This window comes from Yersinia sp. 1252 StPb PI (assembly GCF_048593885.1).
Taxonomy (GTDB): Bacteria; Pseudomonadota; Gammaproteobacteria; order Enterobacterales; family Enterobacteriaceae; genus Yersinia; species Yersinia enterocolitica_E.
In genome coordinates this window covers 1-16570 of record NZ_JAZGQE010000039.1, presented here as the reverse complement: position 1 = coordinate 16570, position 16570 = coordinate 1, and the positions used below count along the sequence as shown (strand labels likewise).

The following is a 16570-nucleotide window of genomic DNA, read 5'->3' as shown; positions in this document are numbered from 1 at the left end:
GGGGGGAGGGGATTTAGCGCGTTAGAGGTGCGCTGGTGAATAAACATCGGCACATACTATAGGGTATGTGCCGGCTTATACTGGGTTTCCGTCTTCTGGCCGGTTGATGGCACCATGAATACTGGCTTTTAGCCAAGTTGCGTAAACATCGGTAATAACAAAGACAGTTTGATCACTACTGCATTGGCGATATCCAGGAAGAAAGCACCGACCATCGGTACAATCAGAAACGCAACGTGGGATGGCCCGAAACGTTCGGTAATCGCTTGCATATTCGCAATTGCTGTTGGGGTTGCCCCCAAACCTAAACCACAATGTCCAGCAGCAAGAACGGCCGCATCATAATTCTTTCCCATAATCCGATAAGTGACAAATATGGCATACAGAGCCATGGTTAGCGTCTGCACCAATAAAATCGCCAACATCGGTAATGCCAGAGACGCCAGTTCCCACAATCTTAGGCTCATCAGCGCTATTGCCAGAAAAAGGGAGAGGCTTACGTTACCGACTACGGAGACTGCACGGTCAAAAACCTGATAAAACCCAGTATAAGTGAGTAGATTACTAAGAATAACCCCGACAAATAAGACATAGACGAAGATCGGTAATTCAAATATAGATCCCGCCAGTAACCCCGTGATATAGCGACCAGCCATCAAACAAATGGCAATCATGGCGATAGTTTCTACTAATACCAGCGCAGTGATCATCCGCCCTGACTGAGGTTTCTCGAAGGTTGTGGGTTGCAAGGCATCTTCCGCTCTGCCATTGGGAGTGGCGGAATGTTTAATGAGATAAAGGGCAATAGGACCGGCGATCAAGCCACCTAATACCAAGCCGAAAGTTGCGCAGGCCATGGCAACTTCCGTAGCATTACTTAAGCCATAATTCTCCGCAAATACGGCACTCCAAGCTGCACCGGTGCCATGCCCTCCAGAAAGTGTTATGGTCCCCACCAGCAGCCCCATCAGTGGCTCCAGCCCCAGCACTTTGGCCATACCGATGCCAACCATATTTTGCAGTAACAGCAAACCGATAACGACCACAAAAAACTTTATCAATACCTTACCGCCAGCCCTTAAGCTTGCCAGATTCGCATTAAGGCCAATTGAGGCAAAAAAAGTCAGCATTAGCGGATCACGTAGTGATGTATCAAAGCTGGCTTCCCAACCGGTCGTCTGATGAATAAGCAGAAACAGTAATGCGAGCAGCAAACCACCCGCAATAGGTTCCGGGATAGCATATTTTTGCAGCAGAGGAATATTCTGGACACATTGCCTTCCTAGCAATAGCACCAGCGTTGCAGCAACGAGCGTACCATAAGCATCAAAGTGAAACATATCGAGGCCCCACACAGGTAAAAGTGATCTGTTATTTAAGTTTTTTTAAATAGGGCTAACAAACATATATTGGAGGATTCATGGTGACGCTCCTGATAACGGTGTGGCTAAGGAACTTTTTCGTGTAGGAATTCTATTAGCATAAAGAATAGCTAAATTAACGTTATCGCTTAATTAAAGCGTAGCACGACTTTCTTTTATCCTGTGTCTTTGGTGATGCTTTTCTGTATAACATGTTGTTTACAGCATAGATAATGGAATCTGGCATCACTTATTAGTTGCCTACCACCACAGAAAATAGCGGCTCGATAGCATTATGAATTTGCTCCGAGCGATAAAGCCCGGAGCTTGTAATCTATTAGCTAATAAACTCAACGGCCCCGCCATTGAGATTATACATTGCACCAACTATTTTAATTTTCCCCTCTTTCTCTAATCCATTGAGAATGCTACTCCGGCTCCGTATTTCATTGATCGTATGCTGAACATTGGTTTTAGCAACGGCATCGACAAACTGATCATTTTTACCGGTTCTTTCTCCGTTAAATTGGGTTGCGTCAATTGCTGGCTTAATTTGATTTAACAAGCCGGTCAGATTACCGAGTTCTACGCCGTCGATTGCCCCCCGAACTGCGCCACACGAAGTATGCCCCAAGACCAGAACGACTTTTGCTCCCGCGGCCGCACAGGCAAACTCCATACTGCCCAATAAATCGTTATTGGCAATGTTACCGGCAATACGGGCATTAAATGTTTCACCAATCCCGGTATCAAAAAGAATTTCCGCCGGAGCCCGTGAGTCAATACAACTGAGAATAACCGCCGCGGGGAATTGACCTTCAGCACTGGCCCGTTTTTGAGCCAAATAATCATGCTGTTGCATTTTGCCTGCTCTAAAGCGGATATTCCCTTCTTTCATGCCAGCAATAATTTGCTCAGGAGTGAGTTTATCTCGCTCTTCACGCGTTAAAGCTGCTGCGTAAGATATCCCTGGTGTGGCTAGAGTTAATCCACTGGCGATACCAAGCACCGACATTCCTACCGCAGTTTTTAATAGTGAGCGCCGTTGTTTGGAATGTTTAATATCTGATTGATTGATTGGGGGTTGTGACATATTTATCTCCTCAAATATGATTTTCGGTACATTTTCATTTAGACACTATATGGAATAGCTGAATAGTGCTTATGAATGTAGCTTGCTATTGCTCAATAGTGAGCATTTCCAGATATTTCTTGTGGTATGAGTATCAATGAGTTAAGGAGAAAAACCCACGTGTGCGGGTTGGGCATATAAAGGCATTTAACGGCTAAACCCAATATTGTTATCAATTTAAGTTTTTCTTAAGTATCCATCATTACACTCCTTATTATCAGTAAAAGGAGCGATTATGAGCATGAATATTCAGGCACCTTACCCGTTGTTATTTGCTCAGAATGAGCAAGAAGAAAACCAACTGCAACAATATATTCAGCGGGAGTATAGCCGTGAGTTCAATGCCACTATCCCACATTTTTTACCTCATTTATTAGGACTGTATCGTGCCGATGGTGTCCTTATTAGTGCCTGTGGCCTGAATCGTGGTGATTTCGGGACACTTTATCTTGAGCACTATTTGGACGCACCTATTGAGGTGGTCATTGCAACGCAAACCGGGCATTCAGTTTTACGTAATCGTTTGGTTGAAATAGGTAATTTTGCTTGTTCGGAATCGGGAAATGCACGAATTATGTTTGCGGCTATTTGCCGGTTGTTATGTGAGAACCAGCTTATTACTTTCCTTGTTTGCGCCAATGCCCAGCATTTTTACTTTTCAAAGGAGGATACAACGATGATCCTTTTTGAACCGTTGGCGAAAATGGCGGCGCAAGACCCTCTGCGCCCTGCATTGTGCGATAGTTATCAGGTGATTAACTACGGTGAATTACTGCCCAAAATAGCGGCATTGGCAGAGAGGTTCCGCCACCAGAAAATAGCGCGACTGGCACTCTTGCTGGATAACGGCATTGACTGGGCCATTATCGATTTGGCTTGCGCATTAGCCAATATTGTTATGATACCGGTACCGGTTTTTTTCAGTAATGAACAGCAGAATTGGCTACTGGATAGTAGCGGTGCGGATGCTTTGATTGGCCCTGCGCGTGCGGGTTGGATATCCAAAATCAATGGGCTGTTTGCCAATATCCGGTGGTGGCAAAACAGAAAGAGTCCTGTTTGGAAAAACTCAGTACGATTGCAGATAAGGCCAGTTTAGCCAACGGGTCACGTGCTGATCTATTAATTTGGTCTGCTATCGTTAAAAGCAGTTGGGCAGGAGAGAAGGGGGGCTGGGAGCATTGGATTTGGTTAAGGACGCGAAAGTTAAGCTGGAGCTGGCAATAAAACTTGATGCTAATGCGTTGGATGGCTCTGCTTATACCAGCCTCGGAACCCTCTATTATCAGGTTCCTGGCTGGCCTATTGGTTTTGGCGATAAAAAACAAGCCGAACTGTAGCTAAAAAAGCGTTACAGGTGAATCCAACCGGCATAGATCCCAACTATTTCTATGGTGATTTCCTGTTGGAGCAAGGGCGTAAAGCGGATGCAAAAGTCTATTAACAAAAAGCACTGGCGGCCCCAGCACGTTCAGGCCGAGAATTGGCAGATAAAGGCCGTCATCAGGACATTCAACAGCGACTTGATAAACTCTGAAGTTTCACTCTAAAAGGTAGCGCCACGATGCACAGAGAACGGCATAGTATCGAAAAGATAGGCTGGCTGCGGGCCGCAGTTCTTGGCGCTAATGATGGGATTGTCTCTACCGCAAGTTTGTTATTGGGTGTCGCGTCAGCCAATGCCACACATCAAAGTATTCTTTTGACCGGCATTGCAGGTCTGGTTGCAGGTGCGATGTCGATGGCAACAGGGGAATATGTCTCGGTATCTTCTCAGTCAGATACAGAAAAGGCCGCATTGGCGGAAGAGCAAGCAGAACTGAACGCCGATTTTCAAGGTGAATATCGTGAGTTAACCTCGATTTATGTCCATCGCGGCCTTGATGTAGCACTGGCCAAGCAAGTGGCTGAAAAACTGATGAGCCATGATGCGTTAGGTGCTCACGCCCGTGATGAATTGGGGATATCTGAAATCACCACCGCTCGCCCATTACAAGCGGCCTGGGCTTCTGCGATGAGCTTCTCAGCGGGCGCAATACTGCCCTTGTTGGTGGCGTTTATTGTCACGGCTGACTGGGCAATTCCAGCCATTAGCCTGTCAGCATTGGCTTCTCTGGCTATTTTGGGGGGGATTGCCGCGAAAGCAGGCGGAGCGCCAATATGGCCAGGTATTATTCGAATTACCTTCTGGAGTGCGCTTGCGATGGGGGTATCATCGGGGGTTGGCATGCTATTTGGTTCAGTCACAAGCTGAAATCAGAATAGGGTAGATCTGACAATAGAACGTTTCATTTCAGCTAGTTAAAAGAGCTATTGGGTAACAGATACATCTTCCTCTGCTGCGGATTGGCTTAACATGTAGAAAGCTGCATCAGCCTAATTTCACCACCGTAATCCCTTTCTTCGTTCCTTGCTCAAACTTGTACAATTATTATTTTCTTGTACAAGTTTGTATTAACCCGCTATGGTTAATCTATAGGCGTTTTAGGCAAGGTAAATGGCATGGCGACATACAGTATCAGTGAGGTGGCGCAACTTTGTGGTATTAATCCAGTAACACTGCGTGCCTGGCAACGGCGTTATGGCTTGTTAAAACCACAACGTACTGAAGGTGGCCATCGGCAGTTCAATGACGACGATATTGTCCGTATCCGCACGATTGTGCGCTGGATAGAACGCGGCGTCCCGGTTAGCCAGATCAAACCTTTACTCGACGGTGGTACAGCACCTGACGACAGCACTAACTGGGTAACACTGCAACAACAGTTACTGGCGCTGATTCAGGCTCCCGCACCGCATAAACTCCGTAGCCGTATCTTTGAATTAGGGCGTGAATATCCACCTCAGGCTCTGATTGAATATGTGCTAAGACCATTACGTTCACAGCTTAAGAATGACCATCAATTGCTGCATATGCTGAGTCGTTTGCTGGATGGCGTGATCATTGAATACGCGACTTTTTGTATGCTGGGTGCACGCAAGAAGCCAGGCGAGAATGTATTACTACTGGGATGGGGAAACACCGATCCTACCGAGCTGTGGATGGCCGCCATCGTTCTGGCGAAAAACAATATGCATATCGATATTTTGCCGGGATCGCTGGAATCTCCGCAATTGGCTATGTTTAAGGCCGAACGCTACTTTCTCTGCACCGATGGCGTACTCAATACTGCCAAGCGGCGGCAATTAGCAGCTTGGTGCGATGTTGGCTTGAATATTACGCTTATCGATAACCATGCTCTGCTAATCCTTGCTTCGGAGCACTGCCATGAGTAACGCTGAAGCACTGCTGGCACGTTTTTCACAATTCTATACCACGCTGGATACAGCACGTCTGGTCGAGCTATCTGATGTTTATCATCGCGATATCCACTTTATCGATCCCGTCGGAGAACATCAGGGATTGAGTTCACTTGAAGCTTATTTTCAATCGCTGCTCAGTAACTTAAGCACTTGTAGCTTTACCCTCACTGACATTCAGCACCATGACCAACAAGCCTCTGTGTGCTGGCATATGACTTATGCCCATCCCCGTCTGCGCCGTGGCAGCTTGCTCAGTTTAGAGGGTATCAGCCAGTTACGCTTTGCTGAACAACGGGTCATCTATCAGCGTGATTACTACGATCTGGGTGCCATGCTGTATGAACATATACCGCTGCTCGGCGGGATTGTTGTCAAATTGAAGAAGAGGCTGCAAGCATGAAACACGTGGTGATCACCGGAGCCAGTTCCGGTATTGGGCAGCAATTGGCGCTCGATTATGCCGCCGAGGGCTGGCAGGTGACCGCCTGTGGACGTGATGAAACCCGGTTGATGGCACTTGGCGCGCATGATTCGGCAATTACGGCGCGCCATTTCGACATAACCGATTTGTCTGCTACGCGTAGCGCGTTGGCGCAATGTCCGGCCGATCTGGTTATTTTGTGTGCTGGAACCTGTGAATACCTTAATAACGGTGTCGTAGAGGCTGAACGGGTTGCACGGGTGCTTAATACTAATTTTCTTGGTCCGATCAATTGCTTAGATGCCCTGTTACCACAACTGTCGTCCGGGAGCAGGATCGCATTGGTGGGGTCAACAGCCAGCATCATCCCCATGTCGCGCGCAGAAGCTTATGGTGCCTCAAAAGCGGCACTTGCCTATTTTGCCCGCAGCCTGGCCGTGGATTTGGCAAAATCCGGTATTAATGTTTCGCTGATATTACCCGGTTTTGTTGCCACACCGCTGACTGACCGCAACGATTTTGCCATGCCGATGATAATCACCCCTAAGCAGGCTTCGCACTATATTCGCCGTGGCCTGGCAAAAGGGGCCGCTGAAATTGCTTTTCCCCCACTGTTCGCCGCGCTGTTACGACTAACAGCTCTACTTCCACAAGCTCTACAACGCTGGCTTGCCAAGCGTTTGGTGAGGTAATCCAATGAGAATCGCCATTATCGGCAGCGGGATTTCCGGTTTAACCTGTGCATGGAAGTTAGCTAAAAAACATCAGGTTACACTGTTTGAAGCCAATGATTATCCCGGTGGGCATACCGCGACCGTGGACGTCACGCTGGAAGGGCGCAGCTACGCTATCGATACCGGATTTATCGTCTATAACGAGCGGACCTATCCGCAATTTATTGCTCTGTTGGCTGAATTGGGCATCAGTGGCCAAGCCACGGAGATGAGCTTCTCGGTTACGCATCCACGGAGTGGACTGGAGTACAACGGCCATACGCTCAATACTCTGTTTGCCCAACGCCGTAACCTGCTGAACCCACGCTTTTATCGCCTACTGGCAGAGATTATGCGTTTCAATCGCCAATGTAAGAAAAACCTGGCGAATGGCGGTATTACGGCTCAAACGGTGGACGATTTTCTGCAACAGGAAGGTTTTTCCCCCTATTTTGCCCAGCATTATTTGTTACCGATGGGGGCCGCTATCTGGTCTTCTTCAATGACTGATATGCGCCAGTTTCCATTAGCACTGTTTTTGCGCTTTTTCGATCACCACGGTCTGTTAGACATCACCAACCGCCCACAATGGTTTGTAGTGCCAGGCGGCTCGCGTGAATATGTGCGCCGCATGTTGGCCATAATGGCAGACAACCTGACATTGCACCTGAATATGCCAGTCCTGCGGGTTGAACGCCAACCACAAGGGGTGATACTTCATAGCGCCTTGGGGCAACAACATTTTGATCAGGTGATTTTTGCCTGCCATGCCGATCAGGCACTGCGTCTTCTGGCCGATGCCAGCCCGCAGGAGCAACGTGTTTTAGCTCAGTTGGGCTATCAAGCGAATGAAGTCATCCTGCATACCGATATTCGTCTGCTACCACGCCAGCGCCGTGCCTGGGCCAGTTGGAATTATCGCTTACCTGCCAGCGACGAGCATGCAGAGAACCAACTCGCCAGCGTGACTTACAACATGAATATTCTGCAAGGCTTGGATGCGCCACAGACCTTTTGTATCACACTCAACCCACAGCAACCGATTGAACCGGCGCTTATTCTGCGCCAGTTTAGTTATCACCACCCGGTATTCAATCAGACTACTGTACTGGCACAACAGCAGCGTTCGCTGATAAACGGGCAGCACAATACCTGGTTCTGCGGCGCTTACTGGTATAACGGATTCCACGAGGATGGGGTACACAGTGCGCTGGACGTCACGCAGGTTTTGTTGCAGGAGAACGCCGCATGAATAGCGCCCTTTACGTAGGACATGTGCGCCATCGTCGCTTCAGCCCGGTCCAACACAGCTTTGATTACCAAATCTTCATGCCATTGATTGATCTTGATGAACTGACACAATTGCCCGCGCTGGGTATTGCGTTGGAACGCTTTGCCCCAGCGTCGTTTTATCGTGGCGATTATCTGGGTGGTGGCGATATTAAACACAAAGCGCAGCAACGCATTGCACAATTGACCGGCGAAAAGTTGAATGGCCGCGTGATGCTGTTGTGCCAGTTGCGCTATCTGGGATGTTACTTCAATCCCGTCAACTTTTACTATTTGTATAACGATGATGACAAACTGTGTTGGTTGTTGGCCGAAGTTCGTAATACCCCATGGAATGAACGCCATACCTATGCCGTAAATCCAGAAGGTACCTCAACCATAGATAAAGTTTTTCATGTATCACCGTTTAACCCGATGGACATGACCTACCACTGGCGGCTCTCTGCCCCCGCACAGCGACTGCGCATTCATATCGAAAATCACCGTGTCAGCCGCGAATTTGACGCCACATTACTGCTTTATCGACACCCTCTAACGCGGGCAACGTTGCGCCGACAGTTATGGCTTCTGCCTCTAATGACACTGAAAACTGCCACCGCCATTTACTGGCAAGCACTGAAATTATGGCTGAAACGTACCCCCATTTACCCTCACCCCGCCGCCGGCGGCAAGGATGAACGATGAGTTCCTCAGAATACACCCTCGCCGATAGCACCCCTTTTTCGGGTCACAATAAAGGTGCTCGTCGCATTATTTTTACCTTGCTACAGCAGTTGCAAGGGGGCGGATTATTGCTGCGTGAAGCTGGTGTCGGTGAAATCCAGTTTGGTGATACCCAAGCCCCGCTACAGGCTGAAATCGAGGTTTATGATCCCCGTGTTTACCGCCGAATACTGTTGGGTGGCAGTATTGCTGGTGGAGAAAGCTACATTGACGGTTATTGGAGCAGTCCTGATCTAACTCGCCTGCTTCAGTTGCTGGCCAGTAACATGCAGTTGGTCGATAAGATGGAGGCTCGTTTAAGTTGGCTGACCGCCCCTTGGCATCGGCTGGTGCACCTGCTACGTGATAATAGTCGGCGGCAGGCACGGCGTAATATTGCCGCACATTACGATCTGGGTAACAGCTTCTATCAGCAGTTTCTCGACAGTGAAATGCTTTATTCCAGCGCGTTGTACAGCGAAACGGAGATGACATTGGAACAGGCGCAACAGGCTAAAATGCGTCGCTTGTGCCAACAGTTAGATTTGCAACCGCAAGATCATCTGTTGGAGATCGGTACTGGGTGGGGAGCGCTGGCGGAATTTGCCGCGCGTGAGTATGGCTGTCGCGTCACCACCACGACTATCTCGCAGGAACAGTACGTTTATGCCCAACAGCGTATTAAGCAAGCTGGATTAGAGGATCGCGTTACTCTGTTGTTTGAGGATTACCGTGAGTTGACGGGGCAATATGACAAACTGGTCTCGGTCGAAATGATCGAAGCCGTAGGCAAACGTTTTCTGCCTCTATTTATCAAACGTTGCCAGCAGCTACTGAAACCTAAAGGCAAAATGGTGTTACAGGCGATCACCATTACCGACCAGCGTTATCAGCAATACAGCAGCAATGTGGATTTTATCCAGCGTTACGTCTTCCCCGGGGGCTTCTTGCCATCGATAACCGCGCTGTGCGATACCCTCACACGCCATAGCGATCTGGTGATGTGTGACCTGTTCGATATTGGCCGTGACTATGCCCGCACGCTGCAACAATGGCGTGAGCGTTTTGAGCAGAATTGGCCTTTATTACACAATCAGGGATTTGACGAACGTTTTCAGCGCCAGTGGCGATTTTACCTGTGCTATTGCGAAGCTGGTTTTCTGGCGCGATCCATCAGTACCGTACAACTGAGTGCTGAGCGTCGATGAGATTGGGCGCCGGATTTTGGCTAACCACGCTCGGTTTTGATGCCTATTGGACGCTGGCCATTATTTGGCGTGAACAAGTAATGCTTTTTCTACTTCTGGGCGCTGCGCTGGCACTGATATTTACCCCGCGGCAACAGCGTATATGGGTCCTGTTAGCGGCGCTACTGGGTATTACCATGGATGCGTTTTGGTGCTATCTCGATATCTTTAAATTTGCTGGAGGGGGCGGTGTTCCCATATGGATGTGCGCATTGTGGCTTACTTTCACTAGCTGGTTTTATTGGCTACTGAGACGGATTATCCCGACGGTGAAAACAGTGGTGTTGTTAGGTGCGCTTACCGGCCCACTAGCCTATGTTATCGGCTGGAAATTGAATGCGATGACCCCACAAATCGCACCTGAAATGATGATCCTCACCCTATCTTTAGGGTGGGCTATTTATCTGCCAGTTGTCAGTTGGCCAATACTACGCAGGAGAATTGAATGAAAATGCTGTTAACTTTTCTTCTTTGTCTGAGTACTCAGGTGGCACAGGCCAGCGATTGGACCACGTGGCCGACGGTAGGCAGGGCCACGCTACGTTGGGGGCCCTTTGATATTTATTTTTCAGTATTGCGCACACCGAGCGGACGCTATGAGGAAGGGGGATGGCCGCAGGCACTCAGTATTAACTATCAGCGTTCTATCACCCAAGAAGAGCTGGTGAACGCGACACAAGAACAATGGCAAGCCATGAAAATCAGCGTGTCTGCAGCACAGCAGCAGCGTTGGCTCAAGCAGATAGCGACTATCTGGCCGGCAGTAACCTCTGGCAGCCAACTCACTTTCGTGGGTGATAATACTGGCGGACAATTTTATTATCGCGCGCCATCTAATCCATATATTAAGCCGATTGGTGATCGTTTCGACCGTGCTTTCCGAGATGCATTTCTCGCTATCTGGTTGTCACCGACGACACAATATCCTGACTTACGGCAACAATTGACTGGAGGTATCTGATGAATATCAAAAGCCTGTTACTGGCTTTCCTGTTTGTACTGGCTGGATGCAGTGCAGATATCAATGACTATCAAAACAATAAACCTAGTTTCGATTTGTTCGGCTACTTCAGCGGCGAAACCCGCGCCTGGGGAATGTTGCAGAATTATCAGAATAAACAGACTCGCCGTTTTGAGGTGGTTATCCAGGGAGATGTTGTCGGCAATACCCTGACGCTCAACGAGAAGTTTGTTTTTGCTGATGGCGAGCACCAGACCCGTATCTGGCGCATTATCAGAAACGCGGATGGCAGCTATCAGGGGACGGCAGGGGATATCATTGGCGTGGCCCATGGTTATACCGCAGGTAATGCTTTCAACTGGCGTTATGATATGGACGTGAAAACAGAGAACGGCAGCATAAAACTGCACTTTGATGACTGGCTATATCGCCAGGATGATACCCATTTGTTCAACCAGACATCACTGCGCAAATTTGGTGTTGAAGTCGCCAAAGTGACCCTGTTTTTTGAAAAGAAAAGCTAACATTCTGTTGGTGGGTGCAATAATTCATCAAGCTTTTTGGTCGCTAATGTGGCCGTTCTAAGTCCATCACCAATACACAATTTCTATTTTTATTTGCCGAATCTGCGAAATAAAAACCAAAAAGGAAGGTTGTATTATCATGACTCAGATTTTCACTTTAACATTATCCCCTTCGCTAGACAGCGCAACAACGACGCCCAAAATCTACCCTGAAGGAAAACTACGTTGCACGGCACCTATTTTTGAGCCGGGTGGTGGCGGTATTAATGTCGCTCGTGCTGTTGTTTATCTTGGTGGTCAAGCTCATGCAATTTTTCCTATTGCTGGCCCTACAGGGGAGCACTTGAAAGAATTGCTTGATCGGGAAGGTATTGAGACGAAAACGCTGAAAACGCAGGATTGGACACGGCAGAACATGCATGTCCACGTAGACAACAGTGGTGAACAGTATCGTTTTGTTATGCCAGGGGCGCGATTGAGTGATGCTGAGTTTGATCTACTGGTACTACAAGTGCAAAACATCCCTTCAGGATCGATTTTGGTTATTAGCGGTAGTTTGCCGCCAGGTACGGGTATTGAAAAATTAGTTCACCTGATTCAGCAGGCTAAAGCTATGGGATTGCAGTGCATCATTGATAGCTCTGGCGATGCATTAAAAGCGAGCTTAGATTTGGGGGGGCTTGCTTTGGTAAAACCTAATCAGAATGAGCTATCGGCCCTTATAGGGCGGGAGTTGAAGCACCCTGATGATGTACGCCATGCTGCTAAGGAATTGGTTAATCGTGGCGCTGCCGAGCGAGTCGTGGTGTCGCTTGGGCCACAGGGAGCATTAGCAGTCGATCGTGATAACTGGGTACAAATCGTTCCCCCGCCGGTGAAGAAGATGAGTACCGTTGGGGCAGGGGACAGTATGGTTGGCGCAATGACACTGAAACTGGCAAAGGGTGCAGACCTGTTTGAGATTGTACGTTTTGGTGTTGCCGCAGGTAGCGCGGCAACACTTAATCTTGGCACGCGCCTTTGTTCATTGGAAGATACTCAACGCCTGTATGACTATATTTGTAAGAGTTCGCATCATCCTATCAGTTGGTAATGAACCGGATGCCAGCTCGTGACCTGAATGCGTGGGCAACGCGTTTAGCTAACAAAGAAAACCCGCAGCGGACTGAACTCAATGCCCTAAATATTTGGGGCATTTTTAGGGCTGAAAATGGGTTTTAAATTTATACCTTGGTGCTTTCATACTGAACCCAACTGAATGTTGCAATCAGTTCCCGAAGAGGGGCCTAAGCTGGAACCCCAGAAATTTTCGCTGTGTAAATGCGCCAGCATTCGAACCAGTCCGCACCATTACTTACGCGGGTTATCAGTGCTGTTGTCCGACGGCTGGCGCGATTTTATCCGGAAAAAGAACCTATACATGATCTCACAGTGAGGCTTTCTGTCTCTGGCGATTGATACCTATTTCTTAGTCAGCCAGGGAGATGTAGTGCTCCAGAAGATGATATCTGCGCCAAGATAATCGTCGGCAAATTGTACAAACTCATCCTTGCTAAATGGCTTACCCGTATTGGGGTTCTTGTAGGTCAACGTCGGCTCCTGCACTGCCATGGCAATGAGTGCTAGCTTACTTTTGTATTTGTTGAAGAACGGATATGAGTTCTTCATTTGCGCTTTGCGGTTGGGAACAATATCTGGGCCGCCAAGTCCAATATTATTGGCACTCGCGAACTCAAACAGCCGGCCCATGTAATTGTGGTCGTTGTTCCATTCGCACGGCCAGAAATTGACATATTGCACCACATGGGATTTGGTGAACACCTTTCGCGCAAAGGTGAGATTTTCCATTTCGCCTGCAAAATAGTTATCGCAGGAAAATCCCTTGGGTAGCTTTTTCTCGTCAAGATCAATGGCTGTTTCGGGTAGGTTCACACCATAGACTCGACCATCGAAACGCTCTGCAATCGCTGCCAACAGAGCCTGATAACGTTGGCGCACATCAGGATCCCATTGCTGTGCCACCCAACCCGAACCACTCGGCTTTCCTTCGCCAGGATTGTCAAATTGTGGCGATATCCCCCCACCGTACCTGGCATCATTCATCAGATAATCAGGAACGTACCTGGCATTCTGTTCGAAAAACCGATCCTGGATCTGGATGAAAAGTTTTTTATTGGCTACCTTAAGACGAGCCAAGTCCTTCTCAATTTGCGAGAAGTTGTATTTGTTCTTCTCAGGTTCGAGTGAGCGCCAATTGTAAACGATCTGTGCACCGCCAATGTCGCTACGCGCGATAATGACTGATGCCGTTTCGAGGTCGCCAGAGCTGGTATAGACAAAGTTTTCTGGCATTTTAGCTAATATGGGCAGTGTCGCAGTAAGCAGTGTTATTGCGACAGTGAGCCTAATGCTTTTGGTCACGAGATTATCCCTTTTTGAAGGTTCGGTTAGGGGGACATGACTTTTACACGTCCCAGACTGATGAGTTATCAATGTGATATAAACCCACAATCAGACCCAGCCAAGCAATTTTTCCCCATCTGGACGCAACTCCCCATTTGGGGGATACATGTCTGTAGCGAGTTTCATGGGGATCACTGAATAATAGATGAATAGCCTAAGTTTTCATTACAAAGCCATTTTTTTGCAATAAATCTGGTTCGATCATGATATGTTTGCAAAATTAATCACTCGCGATTGCACGGGAGACATCGACTATGTTGGACAAGTCTGCATTATTACGCGTTAGCGCGCTGGCGGCATCCTTGATGCTGGTTGCCTGTAACCAGAATTCCGGTGCCAGCACTGCTGCGGTTGGAAATGTACAATCCCGCGAGCAGGCAGTCTTGCCGACCACGGCGATTGAACAGAATATACCATCGGCTGTGACAGTCGCGGCTGAAATACCGGCGGGATGCCGGATCCAGTCATCCGGCGAGTGGAAGGCATCTGTATATGCGCAGCCGCCCAGGCTTATAGTGTCAGGCGAGGTTGAAACTTCTACCGGTGGATATGAGGTCATGCTTGAGCGTGGCGGGGCTGGTCTCAATCCAGCTATCGTAATGATGGAACTGAAGGTCGTTCCGCCGCCCGCCGACGCGATGGTATCGCAAATGATTACACCCCATTCGGTAAAGACTGAAGTACCTGACATGAGTCGTGACCTGACGCGAGTTGTTATCAACTGTGGTGGTGGAAAGCTCGCGGAGATAGCAGCAATCTCGGTGCTGAACTGAGCAACCCATTGGATGATGTCGCGGGAGCTGTGTTCCGTGGCAGTGGTGGCCCAGCGCCACCTCGGCCCTGGGATACGTATCCAGCCACGCCTGCCCATTCTCGCTGTCAAAGAAGGCCTTCACTGTTCCCAGACTCTGATTACCCATCGAAGCATATTTGACCAGTGATTTATAGTGGTCCAGGTCGCCACGGACCTGAAGTTGCTCAAACAATGCGTTGGCTTCTGCAAGCAATAGCGGTTCCCGCTTTTTCTTCTCCCGCGCAGTTGCTTTCAGTACTTTATTTCTGGTCACTGTGTCAGCAAGCGTTCGCCGCCCTTGTTCTTTCCAATTGCTGCGCGAACATCGTTTGGAACCAGGCCACAGGCATATAGCACTGATAGATCACTTGCACACTGCCATCCGTTCTGCGCGCCAGTGTGCGGGTATCCAGTACTTCCCCATGAGACGGGAGTCATTCGGGGAGGCAGTCATCGCGCGAATGGTATCCACACTGACCTTATCGTTACAGGAATTCAATGACAGGATAGCGGGGAACACCATAAAACATCTTTTCATCATTATTCGTGTATCTCGAATGACCAATATGTGACGGACTCAGTGATAGCCAAAAATATCAGCATTACGCATTGATTTTATGCTTGATGCCACAGCCTCTATCAGAGACCCTGGCTATACAGTCTCTCTGAGTCTCTTGCATTAGCCTGCGTTTTAAATCCCCATGATCCCATTGACCTACATTTTATCTTTACGGACCGTTAATAACGGCCATTCGAAAGTTTTAGACTCCAGAAGGAATCGAAGGTAATCACTCGATATGGAGATGGAGAAATCCAAAAATGAACAGCCTCAGTGGCCGAATACGTTGGTAGTGAGTTTATGCTTCCGTATGATTAATACGCCGTGCTTGCTCATACCGCGCTCCCCAGTATTTATTATCAAGCTTTGAGATGGTCACACCCACGCTGCTCGAGGCATGGATAAATTTGCCCTCCCCGATGTAAACACCCACGTGTCGTGTTTGTCGTGAGGTTTTGAAAAAAACCAGATCGCCTGTATCTAAAGCTTCCTTGGTGATCCGAGATCCTTGTTTCATTTGTTCCTGGGCACTTCTTGGCAAACTCAGGGAAAACTCATCTTCAAAAATGCGCTGCATATAAGCAGAACAATCGATACCTTTACGTGTGTTCCCGCCAAGCTTGTAACTGACACCTTCCCACTCGTCATAATGGGTCAGGATTTTTTTGAGTTTTTGTGTCTCATGACGCCCAGACGCCGACTGGATTGACGCATTTTGTAAGGATGATGAGCTCACCAATTTCCCTGAGGGTTCGGCAAGCGCGGGAAATGTAAATAAAGAGACAATCGCAATCATAACGGGGGTTATAGTCTTAAACATAAGGGTATCTAAAATATGAGGTGAATGGCTTTCCTTGGTTAACGCATTGACTAAAATCCTTCTGGAGAGCGGCATTCTACACATTAAAGCTCATAAAAGAAGCACTAATAGTACATTTAATGAGCTATTTTGTGGTGCGAAAGTCTGACTTTTACTGTAACTCGTTAATGAATATATAAACTTCAGACAATTATTCATTTTTAATTAGCAGTAAATACTCACATCGTTGAATCATATTCAATGGTTTATTTAGAGCGCTTGGATGAAAAGTATTTCCATAT

Annotated in this window: 18 protein-coding genes; 13 read left to right on the top strand and 5 right to left on the bottom strand. The window is 48.1% G+C overall.

The features are described from left to right. Nucleotides 1–128: 128 nt before the first annotated feature. On the bottom strand, nucleotides 129–1340 hold the full coding sequence (gene gltS / locus V2A85_RS08380; RefSeq protein ID WP_420071238.1) for a sodium/glutamate symporter: 1212 nt from the start codon (nucleotides 1338–1340) through the stop codon (nucleotides 129–131). A 358-nt stretch (nucleotides 1341–1698) separates the two neighbouring features. Next, nucleotides 1699–2454 (bottom strand): carbonic anhydrase, encoded by a 756-nt coding sequence (locus tag V2A85_RS08375; protein ID WP_083162603.1) that lies wholly within the window; start codon nucleotides 2452–2454, stop codon nucleotides 1699–1701. Nucleotides 2455–2728: 274 nt separating this feature from the next. Between V2A85_RS08375 and V2A85_RS08370 the strand changes: the two genes are divergently transcribed. The 13 genes from V2A85_RS08370 (at nucleotide 2729) to pfkB (ending at nucleotide 12747) form a co-directional block, all read left to right on the top strand. Beyond that, a complete protein-coding gene (locus V2A85_RS08370) occupies nucleotides 2729–3592 on the top strand; it encodes a thermostable hemolysin (protein WP_420071237.1) in 864 nt (287 codons plus the stop codon). An 82-nt stretch (nucleotides 3593–3674) separates the two neighbouring features. Continuing rightward, nucleotides 3675–3833, top strand: coding sequence for a hypothetical protein (locus V2A85_RS08365; protein ID WP_420071236.1), 159 nt, complete (start codon nucleotides 3675–3677; stop codon nucleotides 3831–3833). A gap of 224 nt (nucleotides 3834–4057) precedes the next feature. Beyond that, nucleotides 4058–4747: a VIT1/CCC1 transporter family protein gene (locus tag V2A85_RS08360; protein ID WP_083162615.1), complete on the top strand. Its 690-nt coding sequence runs from the start codon at nucleotides 4058–4060 to the stop codon at nucleotides 4745–4747. A gap of 248 nt (nucleotides 4748–4995) precedes the next feature. Continuing rightward, a complete protein-coding gene (locus V2A85_RS08355; protein WP_420071235.1) occupies nucleotides 4996–5769 on the top strand; it encodes a MerR family transcriptional regulator in 774 nt (257 codons plus the stop codon). Further along, the gene (locus tag V2A85_RS08350; RefSeq protein WP_372560607.1) at nucleotides 5762–6196 is read left to right on the top strand and encodes a nuclear transport factor 2 family protein; all 435 of its coding nucleotides are present in this window, start codon (nucleotides 5762–5764) and stop codon (nucleotides 6194–6196) included. The genes V2A85_RS08355 and V2A85_RS08350 overlap by 8 nt, the downstream gene beginning before the upstream one ends. After that, nucleotides 6193–6909, top strand: a complete 717-nt coding sequence (locus V2A85_RS08345) for an SDR family NAD(P)-dependent oxidoreductase (RefSeq protein ID WP_372560608.1) — start codon at nucleotides 6193–6195, stop codon at nucleotides 6907–6909. Before V2A85_RS08350 ends, V2A85_RS08345 begins: the two co-directional genes overlap by 4 nt. 4 nt (nucleotides 6910–6913) lie before the next feature. Then, on the top strand, nucleotides 6914–8182 hold the full coding sequence (locus V2A85_RS08340; protein ID WP_420071234.1) for an NAD(P)/FAD-dependent oxidoreductase: 1269 nt from the start codon (nucleotides 6914–6916) through the stop codon (nucleotides 8180–8182). After that, nucleotides 8179–8904: a DUF1365 domain-containing protein gene (locus V2A85_RS08335; protein ID WP_083162624.1), complete on the top strand. Its 726-nt coding sequence runs from the start codon at nucleotides 8179–8181 to the stop codon at nucleotides 8902–8904. The genes V2A85_RS08340 and V2A85_RS08335 overlap by 4 nt, the downstream gene beginning before the upstream one ends. Next, nucleotides 8901–10130 (top strand): class I SAM-dependent methyltransferase, encoded by a 1230-nt coding sequence (locus tag V2A85_RS08330; protein WP_372560610.1) that lies wholly within the window; start codon nucleotides 8901–8903, stop codon nucleotides 10128–10130. The genes V2A85_RS08335 and V2A85_RS08330 overlap by 4 nt, the downstream gene beginning before the upstream one ends. Continuing rightward, complete coding sequence (locus V2A85_RS08325) at nucleotides 10127–10618, top strand: DUF2878 domain-containing protein (protein ID WP_372560611.1); 492 nt, start codon at nucleotides 10127–10129, stop codon at nucleotides 10616–10618. Before V2A85_RS08330 ends, V2A85_RS08325 begins: the two co-directional genes overlap by 4 nt. Next, nucleotides 10615–11130 carry a hypothetical protein gene (locus V2A85_RS08320; protein WP_420071233.1) on the top strand — a complete coding sequence of 172 codons (516 nt, stop codon included), beginning with the start codon at nucleotides 10615–10617 and terminating at the stop codon, nucleotides 11128–11130. The genes V2A85_RS08325 and V2A85_RS08320 overlap by 4 nt, the downstream gene beginning before the upstream one ends. Beyond that, nucleotides 11130–11654, top strand: a complete 525-nt coding sequence (locus V2A85_RS08315) for a DUF3833 domain-containing protein (RefSeq protein ID WP_420071232.1) — start codon at nucleotides 11130–11132, stop codon at nucleotides 11652–11654. The genes V2A85_RS08320 and V2A85_RS08315 overlap by 1 nt, the downstream gene beginning before the upstream one ends. Nucleotides 11655–11793: 139 nt before the next feature. Continuing rightward, a complete protein-coding gene (gene pfkB, locus V2A85_RS08310; protein WP_083162632.1) occupies nucleotides 11794–12747 on the top strand; it encodes a 6-phosphofructokinase II in 954 nt (317 codons plus the stop codon). A gap of 368 nt (nucleotides 12748–13115) precedes the next feature. On the opposite strand, the gene V2A85_RS08305 is transcribed toward pfkB, so the two are convergent. The 3 genes from V2A85_RS08305 to V2A85_RS08295 form a co-directional block, all read right to left on the bottom strand. Next, nucleotides 13116–14006, bottom strand: a complete 891-nt coding sequence (locus V2A85_RS08305; RefSeq protein WP_420071244.1) for a hypothetical protein — start codon at nucleotides 14004–14006, stop codon at nucleotides 13116–13118. A gap of 331 nt (nucleotides 14007–14337) precedes the next feature. Beyond that, nucleotides 14338–14808 carry a hypothetical protein gene (locus V2A85_RS08300; RefSeq protein WP_372560614.1) on the bottom strand — a complete coding sequence of 157 codons (471 nt, stop codon included), beginning with the start codon at nucleotides 14806–14808 and terminating at the stop codon, nucleotides 14338–14340. A gap of 959 nt (nucleotides 14809–15767) precedes the next feature. Beyond that, nucleotides 15768–16364: an NlpC/P60 family protein gene (locus V2A85_RS08295; protein ID WP_372560615.1), complete on the bottom strand. Its 597-nt coding sequence runs from the start codon at nucleotides 16362–16364 to the stop codon at nucleotides 15768–15770. Nucleotides 16365–16570: the final 206 nt, after the last annotated feature.

Bases quoted from the DNA above. Each gene is read 5' to 3' on its own strand.
- V2A85_RS08320 (WP_420071233.1), top strand. From the start codon at position 10,615: ATGAAAATGCTGTTAACTTTTCTTCTTTGTCTGAGTACTCAGGTGGCA.
- V2A85_RS08315 (WP_420071232.1), top strand. From the start codon at position 11,130: ATGAATATCAAAAGCCTGTTACTGGCTTTCCTGTTTGTACTGGCTGGA.
- V2A85_RS08335 (WP_083162624.1), top strand. From the start codon at position 8,179: ATGAATAGCGCCCTTTACGTAGGACATGTGCGCCATCGTCGCTTCAGC.
- V2A85_RS08340 (WP_420071234.1), top strand. From the start codon at position 6,914: ATGAGAATCGCCATTATCGGCAGCGGGATTTCCGGTTTAACCTGTGCA.
- V2A85_RS08300 (WP_372560614.1), bottom strand. From the start codon at position 14,808: ATGTCAGGTACTTCAGTCTTTACCGAATGGGGTGTAATCATTTGCGAT.
- V2A85_RS08360 (WP_083162615.1), top strand. From the start codon at position 4,058: ATGCACAGAGAACGGCATAGTATCGAAAAGATAGGCTGGCTGCGGGCC.
- gltS (WP_420071238.1), bottom strand. From the start codon at position 1,340: ATGTTTCACTTTGATGCTTATGGTACGCTCGTTGCTGCAACGCTGGTG.
- V2A85_RS08330 (WP_372560610.1), top strand. From the start codon at position 8,901: ATGAGTTCCTCAGAATACACCCTCGCCGATAGCACCCCTTTTTCGGGT.
- V2A85_RS08345 (WP_372560608.1), top strand. From the start codon at position 6,193: ATGAAACACGTGGTGATCACCGGAGCCAGTTCCGGTATTGGGCAGCAA.
- V2A85_RS08350 (WP_372560607.1), top strand. From the start codon at position 5,762: ATGAGTAACGCTGAAGCACTGCTGGCACGTTTTTCACAATTCTATACC.
- V2A85_RS08375 (WP_083162603.1), bottom strand. From the start codon at position 2,454: ATGTCACAACCCCCAATCAATCAATCAGATATTAAACATTCCAAACAA.
- pfkB (WP_083162632.1), top strand. From the start codon at position 11,794: ATGACTCAGATTTTCACTTTAACATTATCCCCTTCGCTAGACAGCGCA.
- V2A85_RS08305 (WP_420071244.1), bottom strand. From the start codon at position 14,006: ATGCCAGAAAACTTTGTCTATACCAGCTCTGGCGACCTCGAAACGGCA.
- V2A85_RS08355 (WP_420071235.1), top strand. From the start codon at position 4,996: ATGGCGACATACAGTATCAGTGAGGTGGCGCAACTTTGTGGTATTAAT.
- V2A85_RS08325 (WP_372560611.1), top strand. From the start codon at position 10,127: ATGAGATTGGGCGCCGGATTTTGGCTAACCACGCTCGGTTTTGATGCC.
- V2A85_RS08370 (WP_420071237.1), top strand. From the start codon at position 2,729: ATGAGCATGAATATTCAGGCACCTTACCCGTTGTTATTTGCTCAGAAT.
- V2A85_RS08295 (WP_372560615.1), bottom strand. From the start codon at position 16,364: ATGCCGCTCTCCAGAAGGATTTTAGTCAATGCGTTAACCAAGGAAAGC.